The organism is Cytobacillus praedii, assembly GCF_001439605.1.
In the GTDB taxonomy this organism is placed as follows: domain Bacteria; phylum Bacillota; class Bacilli; order Bacillales; family Cytobacillaceae; genus Cytobacillus; species Cytobacillus praedii.
Genome location: NZ_LMBX01000015.1, coordinates 128,535 through 142,070, shown reverse-complemented (window position 1 = coordinate 142,070; position 13,536 = coordinate 128,535). Strand labels below are relative to the sequence as shown.

General features: G+C 32.9%; 15 protein-coding genes. 9 read left to right on the top strand and 6 right to left on the bottom strand.

Going from position 1 to position 13,536, the window contains the following annotated elements; genetic code table 11:
* Window positions 1-591: 591 nt before the first annotated feature.
* Window positions 592-1,866, bottom strand: a complete 1,275-nt coding sequence (locus ASU02_RS16415) for an IS110 family RNA-guided transposase (RefSeq protein WP_057765536.1) — start codon at window positions 1,864-1,866, stop codon at window positions 592-594.
* Window positions 1,867-2,100: 234 nt separating this feature from the next.
* Between ASU02_RS16415 and ASU02_RS16410 the strand changes: the two genes are divergently transcribed.
* A complete protein-coding gene (locus tag ASU02_RS16410; RefSeq protein WP_057765534.1) occupies window positions 2,101-3,063 on the top strand; it encodes a helix-turn-helix transcriptional regulator in 963 nt (320 codons plus the stop codon).
* A 75-nt stretch (window positions 3,064-3,138) separates the two neighbouring features.
* On the top strand, window positions 3,139-3,771 hold the full coding sequence (locus ASU02_RS16405) for a type 1 glutamine amidotransferase family protein (protein ID WP_057765533.1): 633 nt from the start codon (window positions 3,139-3,141) through the stop codon (window positions 3,769-3,771).
* A gap of 305 nt (window positions 3,772-4,076) precedes the next feature.
* Here ASU02_RS16405 and ASU02_RS16400 read toward each other — a convergent pair whose 3' ends face one another.
* Together ASU02_RS16400 and ASU02_RS16395 are read right to left on the bottom strand one after the other, a co-directional pair.
* The gene (locus tag ASU02_RS16400; protein WP_057765531.1) at window positions 4,077-4,541 is read right to left on the bottom strand and encodes a hypothetical protein; all 465 of its coding nucleotides are present in this window, start codon (window positions 4,539-4,541) and stop codon (window positions 4,077-4,079) included.
* 121 nt (window positions 4,542-4,662) lie between these two features.
* Window positions 4,663-4,947 (bottom strand): DUF6262 family protein, encoded by a 285-nt coding sequence (locus tag ASU02_RS16395; RefSeq protein WP_198317454.1) that lies wholly within the window; start codon window positions 4,945-4,947, stop codon window positions 4,663-4,665.
* 503 nt (window positions 4,948-5,450) lie between these two features.
* On the opposite strand from ASU02_RS16395, the gene fabZ reads away from it, so the two are divergent.
* Window positions 5,451-5,876 carry a 3-hydroxyacyl-ACP dehydratase FabZ gene (gene fabZ / locus ASU02_RS16390; protein WP_057765526.1) on the top strand — a complete coding sequence of 142 codons (426 nt, stop codon included), beginning with the start codon at window positions 5,451-5,453 and terminating at the stop codon, window positions 5,874-5,876.
* Between the two features lie 212 nt (window positions 5,877-6,088).
* Here fabZ and ASU02_RS16385 read toward each other — a convergent pair whose 3' ends face one another.
* Window positions 6,089-6,595, bottom strand: a complete 507-nt coding sequence (locus tag ASU02_RS16385; protein WP_057765523.1) for a hypothetical protein — start codon at window positions 6,593-6,595, stop codon at window positions 6,089-6,091.
* Between the two features lie 119 nt (window positions 6,596-6,714).
* Between ASU02_RS16385 and ASU02_RS16380 the strand changes: the two genes are divergently transcribed.
* Both ASU02_RS16380 and ASU02_RS16375 read left to right on the top strand, forming a co-directional pair.
* A complete protein-coding gene (locus ASU02_RS16380; RefSeq protein ID WP_057765522.1) occupies window positions 6,715-7,173 on the top strand; it encodes a hypothetical protein in 459 nt (152 codons plus the stop codon).
* 184 nt (window positions 7,174-7,357) lie between these two features.
* The gene (locus ASU02_RS16375; RefSeq protein WP_057765520.1) at window positions 7,358-8,188 is read left to right on the top strand and encodes a GNAT family N-acetyltransferase; all 831 of its coding nucleotides are present in this window, start codon (window positions 7,358-7,360) and stop codon (window positions 8,186-8,188) included.
* A 390-nt stretch (window positions 8,189-8,578) separates the two neighbouring features.
* Here ASU02_RS16375 and ASU02_RS16370 read toward each other — a convergent pair whose 3' ends face one another.
* On the bottom strand, window positions 8,579-9,619 hold the full coding sequence (locus tag ASU02_RS16370) for a DUF3231 family protein (RefSeq protein WP_057765518.1): 1,041 nt from the start codon (window positions 9,617-9,619) through the stop codon (window positions 8,579-8,581).
* Between the two features lie 529 nt (window positions 9,620-10,148).
* Here ASU02_RS16370 and ASU02_RS16365 point away from each other — a divergent pair.
* The 4 genes from ASU02_RS16365 to ASU02_RS16355 all read left to right on the top strand — a co-directional run bounded on the left by ASU02_RS16365 (window position 10,149) and on the right by ASU02_RS16355 (window position 12,833).
* The gene (locus ASU02_RS16365; protein ID WP_057765516.1) at window positions 10,149-10,376 is read left to right on the top strand and encodes a hypothetical protein; all 228 of its coding nucleotides are present in this window, start codon (window positions 10,149-10,151) and stop codon (window positions 10,374-10,376) included.
* A gap of 122 nt (window positions 10,377-10,498) precedes the next feature.
* Window positions 10,499-10,603, top strand: a complete 105-nt coding sequence (locus ASU02_RS27405) for a hypothetical protein (RefSeq protein WP_408607282.1) — start codon at window positions 10,499-10,501, stop codon at window positions 10,601-10,603.
* A 318-nt stretch (window positions 10,604-10,921) separates the two neighbouring features.
* The gene (locus ASU02_RS16360) at window positions 10,922-11,197 is read left to right on the top strand and encodes a hypothetical protein (RefSeq protein ID WP_057765514.1); all 276 of its coding nucleotides are present in this window, start codon (window positions 10,922-10,924) and stop codon (window positions 11,195-11,197) included.
* 1,138 nt (window positions 11,198-12,335) lie between these two features.
* Window positions 12,336-12,833 carry a S4 domain-containing protein gene (locus ASU02_RS16355; protein WP_057765512.1) on the top strand — a complete coding sequence of 166 codons (498 nt, stop codon included), beginning with the start codon at window positions 12,336-12,338 and terminating at the stop codon, window positions 12,831-12,833.
* Between the two features lie 300 nt (window positions 12,834-13,133).
* Here ASU02_RS16355 and ASU02_RS16350 read toward each other — a convergent pair whose 3' ends face one another.
* Window positions 13,134-13,409, bottom strand: coding sequence for a hypothetical protein (locus tag ASU02_RS16350; RefSeq protein WP_057765510.1), 276 nt, complete (start codon window positions 13,407-13,409; stop codon window positions 13,134-13,136).
* Window positions 13,410-13,536 lie beyond the last annotated feature (127 nt).

The window sequence follows — 13,536 nt, the reverse complement described above, 5'->3', positions numbered from 1 at the left end:
TGCCTAAATTTATTATAACATGATTAATTTTAAAACATTAAATGAAAAGTGTTGACTCATATTAGCTGGTATTCTGATATAAGGTAAACGTCTTTCTTCATGAAAAGGTCCATCTAATGGAATAAGACTATAAACAAAACTTGATATTTATGTGAGCTTGTGAAGAAATGTACTTAAACTCCCTCAGTTTAATTCAATTTACTCTTAAATACTCGCTTATTCGCAGGATTTCAAATCCACATGTAAGATCAATGACGGATATATGGAATGAGTATTAGAGATAAGGCTACATGAAGGCATGCGGGAATAGAGGAGTAAATTATAACTCCATTTATTTCCATGATATACTGCACGCATTCTCCACGCCGTCTCTGGAGGCTTTCCCTCCCATGTCTCAACGGGTCTTTTGCCCTTTCATTCCTTCGTCATGCCTATCCAAGGGGTGGAGGCCGGTATTGCTAAAGGTATGGGTCTGTGCCCTTATGTTTAAGTATTCCAGTACTCCGTGCTTTCTTTGAGATCCTACGAATAAGCCAACATTCAATAAAGCAACTTATACTATTTCGTATGTTCAGTTATAAGGTAATTAACTTATGCTGCTAAAGGTGCCAAAGGGTGGACTTTTTCTGCACAATAGGGTTCATTATGTCGGGCAATTCCTACTATCATTCTTGCAAATTTACCAATCAGTTTCATAATGGATTTCATTTTTTTCATCTTCTTCACTTTGACATTATGGGCATGAATTTCTCTGAACTCAGGATTGTTCATCACAAGACACATTGTTGCTAGGTATAAGAATCGCCTTAGACGAGACCTTCCTCTCTTAGAAATGACAATTTGTCCTTTCCATTTACCAGAGCTTGCCTCGACTAGATGTAAACCCGCGTGACGTAATAGAGAATTGCCATGTGCGAACTGACTTAGGTCACCAGTTTCACCTAAAATGCCACCTAACATTACGATTGTTAATCCTTTTATACTAAGTAGTTTTTCTGTAAATGTAATACTTCCAAGAGCTTCAGATACTTCTTTATCGACTATTTCTAATTGGCTTGTGGCGAGGTCGAATTCTTCAAGTAATTGTTTTAGGTGTAATTTATATGCATCATGTGCTTTATCATTACCAACAGAATTCTTAGCTAGTTTAATGAGTGCTTCTGCTTTTTTAATACCAGGTTGACGCTTCATCTCTGTTCTCCACCCTGTAACGATATCTATAGCTTCCATTGAACGTAATTCTTTCGGTGTAGGGAATAAACGGAGAGTAACGATTGCCCCTTTACATGTAACGTCTTTAAAAACTTGTCTAAGTTCAGGGAAAATAATATCAACCCAGCGATGGATTTGGTTCGAAGTACTGACATGTCGTTTAACTATGACATCTCGGTTAGACATCAATACTCTTAGTTTTTCGAAAGCCTCTGTAGTTGGACGAATAAAGGAATAATATCCATTCTTCACCATATCAGCGATAACTAGAGCGTCTTTTTTGTCACTTTTGGACTGTGTATTATCTCTGTTTTCTTTGTTCTTTTTAACAAGGTGGGGATTAACAGTTACCACATCAATGTTTCGATCGTAAAGCCATTGGGACAGGTTTAACCAATAATGCCCTGTAGGTTCCATACCAACGATTGCAGTATCAAGACCTTTCGCATTTTTCAACTTGTTAATCCAATCTAGTAACTTTGCAAAACCATCTTCGTTATTTTCAAAAGATAGAGGATCACCGACCACTATACCACGATAGTTTACAGCTCGTGCTACATGTGTTAATTGGGCAATATCTATACCAACCACAAGATGTTTATCAGAAATTATTTCAATTAGTTGATTTTGTTTGTCTTGCATTTTAAACTTCATATAAGAGCTCCTCCTTAGATTTGAGTTTTAGAGTGGTGTCTATACTCTTATCTTACTGAGGGGTTCTATTTTTTTTAAAGTCGAAATTAACGCACTACAGGAATGCTAACGGTGCAGTTTAGTTTAATAAGAAGGGTTTTTGAATAGTGTTGAATAAGTTAATATATGTAAAACATAGTACCAAAAATCGGAAATGTATAATAGACAATAAATTTCATATAGAGGTGGAATTATATGCCTAAAATTGACAATATGTTAGCAATTCTATGGATGCTTCGTTCAGGTGAAAAAATTACTGCAAAACAAATTTCTGAAAAATTGGAAATTAATATAAGGACTGTGTATCGTTATATTGATATAATTTCAACAAGTGGCGTACCTATAATTTCAGAACCAGGACATAACGGTGGATACACTTTATTGAACAATTTTATTGAGGCTCCTCTTTTTTTTGATTTTGAGGAACAAACTTCACTATTTCACGCTGCTGTTTTTGCAGAAGAAGCCGGATATTATGGAGGTGAAGCACTAAATAGGGCCATTTCAAAACTAAGTAAATACTCAAATCAAGAGCAGGAATCAAAGATAAACCAACATTTAACTAGTCTTGAAGTAATAAGTCGATTAAGCTCTCTCTCTATGGAATCTTTTTTGAAGGAGTTGGAGCAGGCCTTAGCTGACGGGTACGCAGTAAAAATTCTTTACCCTAAAAGCGGCGAAAAGCAATTAAATTATAGATTGGTCGATCCGTACAGAATTATCTATTGGAATAATAAGTGGTATTTGATTGGATTTTGTCATCTTAGAAATGATATCCGTAGTTTTAGAGTAGATCGAATTGAAAGTCTAATGCTAACTGAAAATAAGTTTAACAGGCCAGAAAATTTTTCAGCACGTGACTTTTTTATAAAAAATCTTCTTCCAGCTATAGAAGATAAGGAAGGGATTATTTCTTTGGTTATTAGTGGGGATAAAAGTGTATTGGCTGATATTTGCCAACATTGGTTTTTAGGACATTATTTACAAGAACGGACTTCAAATCAAGCAATTTTTCTTCTTGAAAAAGATATGATACATACATATGTACCTTATTTACTTTTACCGTACAATAAATCTATTAAAGTTATTGAGCCAATAAGTCTTAAGAAAAGACTGATTGAAGTTTTGTCGGAATTAATAAAATATCATCAAATTTGATAACTTCCCTGACGCTAGGTGTCAGGGAAGTTATGTTATATTTGGCTATATTAAATGTGATTGGAGTGTTATTGGATGCAAACAAAAAATGTTTTTCTATATGTATTTAATACAATGTCGGACTGGGAATATGGATATTTAATTGCTGAACTAAACTCAGGAAGATATTTCAAAAAAGATTTAGCACCTTTAAAAGTAATTACAGTAGGAGCTAATAAAGAAATGATTACTACTATGGGAGGACTGAGCATAAAACCAGATATTTCCCTTGATGAATGTATTCTTGAGAGTAAAGATCTTTTAATTTTACCAGGAGGGACTACTTGGAGTGAAGAAATTCATCAACTTATCTTGGAGAGAATTGGCCAAGCTTTAAAGCTTGGCACTATTGTTGCTGCAATTTGTGGTGCAACTGATGCCCTCGCGAATATGGGATACTTGGATACTAGAAAGCATACAAGTAATAACTTAGAATATACTAAAATGGTATGCCCTAACTATAAAGGAGAAAAGTTCTATGAGGTGGGATCTGCGGTATCTGATGCGAATTTGGTTACTGCATCAGGAATAGCTCCTCTGGAATTTTCGATGGAAGTACTGAAAAAATTAGATGTATTTGCACCAGATACATTACATTCATGGTATAACCTAAATAAGACTCATAAACCTGAATACTTCTTCCAATTAATGAATTCAATAAATAGCTGAGCTAAAAAATCAATTTAGCAGTTTTATATTAGTTCAAATAAAAATAATGAAGTAACTGAAAAGCTCACTTTCTCTATTTTGTTTTGCAGAGAAGTGGGGCTTTTTAATTTGGAATTTCATTATCGTTGTAAATCCTCTATTATCTTAACGTCGATGTGAGAACTATTGAAATATCAAAGGTTCTCACATCATTTACATGTATTTAATGTAAGTATTGATTTAAAAAAATTTAATTATTTTATGATGTAAGTGCTAAATTAACGCAACCCGTTAATTCAAAATGAATTTATAATGACGGAGGACTATCAGACAGACAAATCAATAAATTCAAGTTCCATTTCTGCTTCTGCTTTCGAACGATAAACGGTAATTTTATTATAGGGTTTCAAGTTATCTTGCCATAATTCTATATTACTCAGAAAATCTTCTCCGTTTTCAGAAATTATCAAGCACTCTAAATACCTATTGATATAACAAATTGGTGCGTCACTCTTCAAATCACATTGTTGACCAACAGTTCCGATAAATCCACCTTTACTATCTTTTGCCATAATATCTACAAATGGAACCGTATAAAATTCTAAATGTGGAATATCATCGTCAAAGATAAATTGAATATCATAATCGTTAGCATATTTTTGATACTCCTCATTTTTATGATAAACACTCATAGAATAAATTGTTGTACCTGCTGGTGTAACCTCAGTATCTTCTAAAAATAAATTTATGGCTCCAGTTAATTCCGTTCTATCTAGATAAACTTTTCGCATCTCAAACCTCCGTGTAATCTTATTTTAAAGTAAATGCTCATTCCTTTTGTCATTTCTTATTGAACTCACCTGCTAAGTTAGCGCAATAAGAAAAACGAATATAAAAATAAAATTTTTATTTTTAAATTTGATCGTATATCATACCACGCAATTTTAATAATTCATCCTTAAGACGTTTGTTTTCTTCTTCCAGTTTTTTAATTCGGTTATTTTTAGCTGCGATAAGCGCATCTTTACTGGCATCTGTCATATTTCGTTTTATGGTTTGCGGTGAATTTAATCCTTCTTGCTGCTTTCGTAATCCTTCTATTCTGTTCCGTATTTCCTGGTTGTTATAGAGAAATGCCTTAGATACACCTGATTCCATCGCAACCTGATTAAAGTTAATTTTAGCCTTTGTTTTAATTAGCTCAGGCTTGGGTTTGGGATAAACTCAATAGTTCTTATAGTATCGTTATAAACGAGGACAAACGTAGGTAGTACAAATTATATTCTGCAACAAAGAGAAACTTCCTATTGTGTTAAGGAGCAGTTTAGTTCAAAAGATTATTATTATAATTACAATCTAAGTTTTGAACTTGTAAAGGTTGATCTTGTTTCGGCAAGCACAGGTAACCCTGCGAAAACGAGTGTATTTATTAATAAAGAACAGTTAGACTTTGTATTTGTTGCGGAAACCTATGATGACAATATAAAACGCTAACCTGTAAAGAGGAAGGATTTTTTAGGAAGAAAAAGTGAGTATAATTAAGAGCTGTTATAAGTTAGGTTGAGGATCTTTATGAAAGATCATAATTAAATTAACGGGGAAGCAGAGTTATAGAAGCTCATTTTAGTACAAACTATTAATACCAAGTGATAAAATAGAAAAATAGATTTTTAAATATTTTTAATACGGGGGTTTTAATGATGCTGGATACTCAAAAAATTAAGGAAGTTATTAGACATCGTTATCCATTTCTTTTAGTGGATAGAATTTTGGAATTAGAAGAAGGAAAAAGAGCAGTTGGTATAAAAAATGTGAGTGTGAATGAGGATTTTTTTAACGGACACTTCCCAAATTATCCAGTTATGCCAGGCGTATTAATTATAGAGGCATTAGCACAAGTAAGTGCAGTAGTGATGTTAGCTAAAGAAGGAAATCAAGGACGACTAGGGCTTTTAGCAGGTATTGATAAATGCCGATTTAAACAGCAAGTGAAACCAGGAGATCAACTCCGTCTTGAGGTTGAAATAACTCGATTAAAAGGTCCTATTGGAAAAGGCAAAGGTATTGCTACAGTTGATGGAGAATTAGTTTGTGAAGCAGAAATAATATTTGCATTTGGTGATTAAATGCTATTCATTTCTATCATGTTATTCACTATGGATAATAGTGTCTTATTCAACTAATGGGTACGTCTAGCCAGCTAAATTTATATTCGGAATAATCGGCAGAAGCTATAGGCTTTGCAAAAAAATGGCGACAGAGCTGCAAAACTTTAACTATATTAAAACAAGCAGAATATGAATCAATCTGCTTGTTTGTGTCTGTAAACAACTGTCCCTTACTCTACATAATCTATAAGGCTAAGGTCATTTTTATATGGGCCCACTTTTTTCCAACCGTTATAGCCTTCGTATATATAAATTAGATGGCCTGATTCAGTTACTTCCTTGATTGTAATTACAGCTACAACTTTGCCAGGGTTTACAGTAGGCATAAAAAATGGGGAATCTAATACCCATTTATCATTAGCATCTTTGTAATGAATATAAAGGCTAAGGTCACTGACATCTTCTACAATTTCAGGTACATAAATTTTACTTGATTTATTAGTATCTAAACCATCTATTGAACCTAGACTTTCATAAGTTTGATCTCCTGGTTGTCCTAAGGAGAATTTTAGGTAGGGTATTTTAACTTGACTTTCGTTAATTACTTCAATCGTTACCCCATCTTCGTATTGAGGATAAACCTCGGAATTCCCAGATATTTTAATTGCAATTAGAATGAGAATAATAATAACACAAATTAATGCACCGAAAATAACTTTATCTTTATTTATTGCCATAATATTTCCTGAACCCCTTTTTGCCCATTTTTACAAAATCTGTCACACCTTACATTCTATCGTTTTCCTCTATTGTATAGTATTAATCAATATGATTGATTAATTTAGGAGGTGATTAATTGAATAAGAATACTTTTTTTCTTATATCAATAGTTTTCTTGTTGACATCTTGCAAATCGGCAAATCTCCAAATGATTACACTCGATGAGTTAGTAGCTTCTTTTGAAAAACAGCAATTGGTCATTAATGAAAATAAAGAATTTAGCAATAATAATATTTTTAGAATTAAACTTAATGGAGTTAGGCCTTCTCCTTATGAATTAGATGGAAAGTTGTTATCGGTGTATATCTATAATACAGCTGAAAAACGAGAAAAGGGCTTAGAAGACTTTCGTAATAAAACTGCGACAATGGATACTGTTTCTTATAATGTTTATGAAGTAGAAAATGTATTAATCTTCTATGTGTATGAACACGACATGAGTATGGAAGTTGAATTTGATGACGCAATTAAAGATGCCCTAAGTGAGCTTAAAAGGAATGTGATTGCTCAGAATTTTCAGGTAACACGACATTAATGGGAGAGAGTGGAAACCCTTAGAAAAGAGGGGGTTGCACGTAGGACGAAAGGTGGTTTTTTACCTGCTTCTTTCCTTGCGACTTCTAGAAATTCTACAAGTAAATCAAGGCCATCAATAGTACGAGTAACTTTAAAACTCTTACGATATGGTGACAGCTTTTAGAGAAAAGGGGGATTTCTTAATGATTTCTGAACTAAATAAGAGTGACTTTTATAGGTGTAATCCTTTAATAGATGACAAAGGACAATTAGAAGTTAAGGCAGTAATTGAAGGAATTAATCCAGGACGTATTTTTTTAGATAATATCACTTCTCCTAAATCTGGACTAGTATGGTTAGGTAATAATGATGGATTTTTCTTTATTGGAAATGAAGAAAATGAGGTGTTTACTAACCAAATTAATAATTTTATTGATACCGTGATCAAAGCAGATGCAAAGAAAGTTGGGTTAAATTGGTTTGAAGGAATGGGTAATCATCCCAAATGGAATAAGGTTATAGAAAAAATGTTTGAACACTGTAAATTAAGGAGCTGGAACCAGAGAGTTTATATGCTGCAAAAAGAGGGCTATCTAGCTACAAATGAGCCATATCTGGAAGAGGAGTATATTGTTAAAAAGATTAGTAGAACTCTCTATGAAAATAATAGCAGCGAAATTAATAATATTGAATTTTTACACTCCAAGATTTTAGAATCGTGGGCTTCACCAGTTGAGTTCTTTGATAAGGGGATTGGTTATTGTATTGTTTACAATAATAATATCATTAGTATTTGCTATTCGGTTTTTGTCGTTGAAAATGTACATAGTGTTGCTATTGAAACATTAGTGGATTATCGTGGGAAAAGGTTAGCTCAGAAAATAGCCCATAGTTTTGTTAATTATTGTTTAGAAAAGGATAAACTTCCTTATTGGGACTGTATGGAGGACAACAAGCCTTCTATTGCAATTGCAGAAAAATTAGGATTTACCAATGTTTTTAACTATGTAGGGTATTATTTTCCATTTAATTAAAATTGTTCTTCAATTAGCGAGTGCTAATGAGAGCGGTCGCTTCTTGAGCTAAAGAGACAGGTTAGCTCAAGAAGCTAATAATCAATATGTATAAGAATCATTTAAATTAGAAAGGAGTAATATATGATTATTTTAATAAGTGCTGAAGTGGTACAGGATTACAAACTTGATGGCTCAGAAGTTACCTTAAAAATATCATATATCTTCACTCAAGTGGAGATGGTTTAATAAAGTTGGTATATTGCTCATGTCGTTAACTGAATTTACTAAAGCTTTGATATTCAAACAGTAAATCCCCTATCTTTTATTAGAAGCTAGGGTTGAAATTCTGATTTATGTTATTAAGTTTCTACTGGTATGCTCCCTTTTTGTACCCGTTCGTACAAGACGCTACTTCTTTTTTTTGAAAAGTGCTTTATGGTCGGTCGCCTTAGGTGGTTCTTCTAGATACGCATGTTTAATCATTATGTTCGCCCCATCTTCCGCATACAATGCAATTTCTGCAGAAAGTCTTGTATATGTAGCATTTAAGTCCATGCGTTGGCAAGTTCCTGCGGCAGTACCGTAATTTCCTATTCCTACAGCAATTAATGTAGTTGTATGAAACATCATCAACTTATCGGAAAATGGGGAAACCGTACTATTCGTAACGTGAGAATCCCAACTCATTGGAGCAGGAATATCTTCATTTGTTAAAGTTGAACCAAATTTCTTCATGTGCTTATTAGAAATGCCTATACCTTCTACAAAGAATTGCCTTATATCTTCATTCTTACAAACTTGTGCAAATGCCATCATCATAGCTTTACCCATTGCATTGGTTTGAATATTGATAAAAAGATGTGTAATTTCAATTGCTGTTAATGGACGTTTATGAGAACCTAAAAAATCAAAAAGAAAACCTTGTTTATCTATAAAATCAACCTTATCAGGGCTAGCTAATTGCGCTGATCGGACATATACACCTTTCGATAACATGACTTTTCTTGACTTATCGTGTAATTCAGAAACGGAAATAAGTAAATTTCTAAAAAAGTTACTGACATCAGAACGTGCTGAAACACCAATTGCTACTCCAATACCCGCCATTGCAATAATCTCCAATTTTTGTATATACATAAGGATAAATATGTCGGTGAATAACCTTGGTGCATTCACATTAACATCTTCATCCGTAAAGCCGATTGGTATCGGATGATTTTCTTTATTAAAAATCTCTGTAATAATTTTAATGTCATTTTCTGCTATACTTAGTGAATTTTCAATTAAGGGAAGGATTTCTTTATCTTCACATATGCTTTTAAAATACTTCATTACACAAACAGCTAAGCTATCATTTATATATTGCGTCCAAAGAAAACCTATTTCTGAAGCAGTAAGAGGAATGTTATGTTCTGTCAATTCCTTTTCATCCTTATTTGTATTTGTCATTCTATGCCTGTCCTCCTTAATATTGCCTAAACCTTTTCCATCTTTTTATGATGTTATTTAAACCCGAACATTATTCATTATTTTCACTAATTCCTCAATGCTTTTTACAGTCTAGAAATATAAAAACCAAAAGAACGTTACCCTATGGAAAATTACAAAATATCTATTTTACAATAGGCAGACCTATTATAATTGGACATGAAGTTACTCTTTGCACTAATGGGGGCTTTCCTTAGATAAAGGGAAGTCATTTAGTTATGTTGCTAAAAGGGCAGTGTTTTGATAATTGAATATTTTATAGGGTTTGTGAGATGCTGCACTTAAACATAGGGGGGATAATCCATGAAGGATAATCGCTAATTTGTGGAAGATCTTCTACTAATGTGGCAGATTAGTTCAATATTATCGCCACTGATGAAAAAGATATTCAACAACCCTTTGCAAATACACTAGGTATTCGACATATTGCATTACTGTTGAAGAGATTGAAGCTGTAGTTGTCAATTTGAAAAAGAAGGGAGTAAGAATAATGCTTGTACTTGTTAAAGAAATATACTCACCATGTAATGCATATAAGGTTGAAATTAATAAACGGTCGAGAGACGGACTTTTAGAAATTGACGCCTATTTCTGGGATAGTGAATGGGAAACATGGCTACAAACCTCTACTGGCTTTTCACTTTCTGATAACATTGATAGTGCAATGGCAATTGCTAAGGAAAAATTGAGAATTTGTTCAGGCGAGATGATTGAATAGATTGGGAATTTGTGAGTAAACTACTGTTTTGGAATTTAAAATCAATATCAGGAGGAATGACACTCGAGACATCAGTTGAAAGAATCAAAGCATATATTGAAATTTAGAATCATAATTTTCTAATCTCAGCGAAGACACTGGCTTTATATGCAAAAATAGGAGAAAAAGATGTAGATGAATTTATGAGAAACTTTGAATCTTTAATAGTAGAAAACGCTACCGATTAGCAGTTGTAGATTTATTTCTTTTCAAACTGATTACGGATAACTACCATGATATTTGAAATTCAACTAGGCCATTATTATATTGTGCTAGTGAAGAATAATCCTTAAATTAATGTGTGCGTTAGGTTAAGAAGAAAGGAACATATGATTTTCAACAATCGGATGCGTTTGTTGAAGATGCTCTATTTTTTATCCAGTTACCGTGTTTCTTTTTTTAATTAGACAGTCAAAGCCCATCCAACCGGAAGGATTTTTTTCATAATTTCGTCACAAGGATTTCACTCCTATTTGCCTAATATATGGGTAAAGGAGGGGTTTTTTATGGAATCACCATTAGAAAAAATCATCTTCCAGAAGCAAGACGCGCCAGGACTTATTAAAATGGAATCAGGACTTATGTTTTACAAGGAAAAAGAAGCAATGTTATGGCTATGTATCGAGTATGAAAATCGTTTTGAAACCTATTTATTGCTGGATGATCAAGACCAGCCACCTTACCGCAACCATCTGACATCTGGTGTAGGCAGAACACTTGAACAAGCACGAGAGATTGCAATTAATAAAATGGAGAAAGAAGTATTTAATAAAGTTCATTAAGCCCTATGAAAGGGCTCTTTTTTTGGCCTATTAACTAAAGGAACATGTTAGTTGAATTATCGTCATTACCTATATTCAACAATCGGCCCATTTAATGAAGGATTAAACGTAAGAAAAATTGAATAATTATGGTTCTTATGAAAGAATGTCCTTAATCGAGTCGAATAATAAATGTAATTAATATGATAAAATGATTACAAGATGTAATCCTTATGTACAATTAAAGGAGGGGGAAAACATAAAACAAACCTTAAATCTCAAATTAAATTTGTATTTAATACTTACAATCATACCGTTATCCGTTCTCGGATATTATTTTGCCGTAAACGTTGAATCATTGTTTTTCTTATACGAATGGCTGCTTGCTGCATTAGTTTTAATTTCAATACTATATTCCATTAAAAATATAGGATCATATAGAAATGAGCTAAGGTGGGTAGCTATTTCTATTTTAGCTTTTTTAATTCAATTTTCAGTACTTGGCTTATTTTTGGGACCCATCACACATTATCTAATGTTTTATCTTTATTATGTTTTTGCATTACTTTCTTTTACTGTTTTTATAATAGCAATAAGAAAAAACAAAACTTTAAGAATTATCCCGATAATTTTTACTATAATAACAGGAATATTCACACTATATATGTTGTTTTTAAATACTTTGTGGGGAACTAATTTAAGTTAAAACACCAAAAAGATTAAAAAGGATTTATAATAAAAGTCAATAAAATACCTACTTGCTATCGGTAATTCCCTTTTCTTTGTTTGCCAGATTAATTGTATGAATGATACTTGAATATAGAAGGAAATAAACATTGTATTCAAATGTAATTATATGGTAAAGTGAGAATAACTCTATTTGGATAGAAAGGATACAGGAGAACACGTATGCCACAATTTACTTTGTAATGATCAATAAATTGGATAGCATCACCCTCAAAAAACCATGTGTTTTTTTAAGGGGGTAGTATGCCCATTTTACTCATTACAAAGGAACCAAGCAATCCTGTAGTCGCGATGCGAAAGGAGGTCCTAATGTAGGAACTCCTTTTTATTTTTTTAATTAAATTCATACTGTGCTGCAAGTTATCCAAATAGATGCTTGCGTTCCTTTATCTTATTAAGAGGTGAAGGATTCATGCTAAATATAACATTCCACTGGAAACTTTCTCAAATACCAGAACATGCTGTAAAGAAGCACTGCAAAATGTGTGGCAAGTTATCAGTTTTTACGGACACCAATGTTCGAAGGCATAACGCTAACGGAAAAAGCATATACAAATATGCGATCTATAAATGCGAAAAAAATCATACATGGAACAAAAAGCTAGCAATCTATAAAACATTTTCAGAGCATGTAACTGAAATTGAAGAGCAGAAGGAAGAATCTTCAATTATATCATGCATTCCAATAACCAGCTTAGCGGAACAAGGAGTAAAGGTGGTACACATTGTCCTAGATGAAGTGATAGGAAAACATCGAATTGATAATGTGCTTGCAAACCAAATTGAGGATTGGAGTCGATCACAAATCATAGAAAAGATTGAAAAAGGAACGATTCAATTAAATGAACAAGTTATTAAACCTAGTTCAAGATTGTCTAAGGGAGAACGCATTTCCATTTTCCTTAGATGAAAAACATTTAGCAGCCGAACTAAACTTAAAAATGAGTGAATATTTTAAAATATCCCACTGCCATGTAAGAATGCAATTTTCTGTGGTGAAGATCTGCTACATGGATGGCAAACGGTGAGGTTATTTAAGATAGATAAACATTGGTTCTAAACAAAACAGGTTTCCGTTTACGCTGCTTTTCTTAAAATTGACTGAAAAGGCATGTCGCGTAATTGTGATATAAAAAAGCAAAACTCGCCAAAGTATTGGCGAGTTTTCTTCGTTATTAATGGCCATTATCAATTTCAGCTAAAGCAGCTGTTATTTTCTAATGAGATTTATTAAGTGGATTAGGTCTTCTTCGAATCTTTGCTTCTTTTTTGGATTGTCTATTATTGTTTGAACTTTAGCTGCACCAATGATATAGCGGAGATCTCTATTTTCTAAGAAAAGCTTTGTGTGTTCGGAAAATAAGCGCTGAAACCATGGTTCGTTTCTAAGTAATTTTATATTCTGGTTCGTTGTTTCTTCCGTTGGATAACTACTATCCTTTCCTGCCCAAAGGATAATCAAGCTTTCTATTATTTCACTAATCATACAATCATCTCCTTATGAATATATACTGCTAAAAGAGAATAGAGTTTCAAGTTATTCATAAAAGAATTGTGTGACTCGCTTGTTGAAAAAAATCAAAGATGATGATCAAACTTTTAAAGACCGTTAA

Excerpts from the sequence above, each read along its gene's own strand:
- ASU02_RS16410 (WP_057765534.1), top strand. The coding sequence starts at position 2,101 with ATGCCTAAAATTGACAATATGTTAGCAATTCTATGGATGCTTCGTTCA.
- ASU02_RS16370 (WP_057765518.1), bottom strand. The coding sequence starts at position 9,619 with ATGACAAATACAAATAAGGATGAAAAGGAATTGACAGAACATAACATT.
- ASU02_RS16375 (WP_057765520.1), top strand. The coding sequence starts at position 7,358 with ATGATTTCTGAACTAAATAAGAGTGACTTTTATAGGTGTAATCCTTTA.
- ASU02_RS16405 (WP_057765533.1), top strand. The coding sequence starts at position 3,139 with ATGCAAACAAAAAATGTTTTTCTATATGTATTTAATACAATGTCGGAC.
- ASU02_RS16400 (WP_057765531.1), bottom strand. The coding sequence starts at position 4,541 with ATGCGAAAAGTTTATCTAGATAGAACGGAATTAACTGGAGCCATAAAT.
- ASU02_RS16365 (WP_057765516.1), top strand. The coding sequence starts at position 10,149 with ATGCTTGTACTTGTTAAAGAAATATACTCACCATGTAATGCATATAAG.
- ASU02_RS16385 (WP_057765523.1), bottom strand. The coding sequence starts at position 6,595 with ATGGCAATAAATAAAGATAAAGTTATTTTCGGTGCATTAATTTGTGTT.
- ASU02_RS16360 (WP_057765514.1), top strand. The coding sequence starts at position 10,922 with ATGGAATCACCATTAGAAAAAATCATCTTCCAGAAGCAAGACGCGCCA.
- ASU02_RS16415 (WP_057765536.1), bottom strand. The coding sequence starts at position 1,866 with ATGAAGTTTAAAATGCAAGACAAACAAAATCAACTAATTGAAATAATT.
- ASU02_RS16355 (WP_057765512.1), top strand. The coding sequence starts at position 12,336 with ATGCTAAATATAACATTCCACTGGAAACTTTCTCAAATACCAGAACAT.
- ASU02_RS16350 (WP_057765510.1), bottom strand. The coding sequence starts at position 13,409 with ATGATTAGTGAAATAATAGAAAGCTTGATTATCCTTTGGGCAGGAAAG.
- fabZ (WP_057765526.1), top strand. The coding sequence starts at position 5,451 with ATGCTGGATACTCAAAAAATTAAGGAAGTTATTAGACATCGTTATCCA.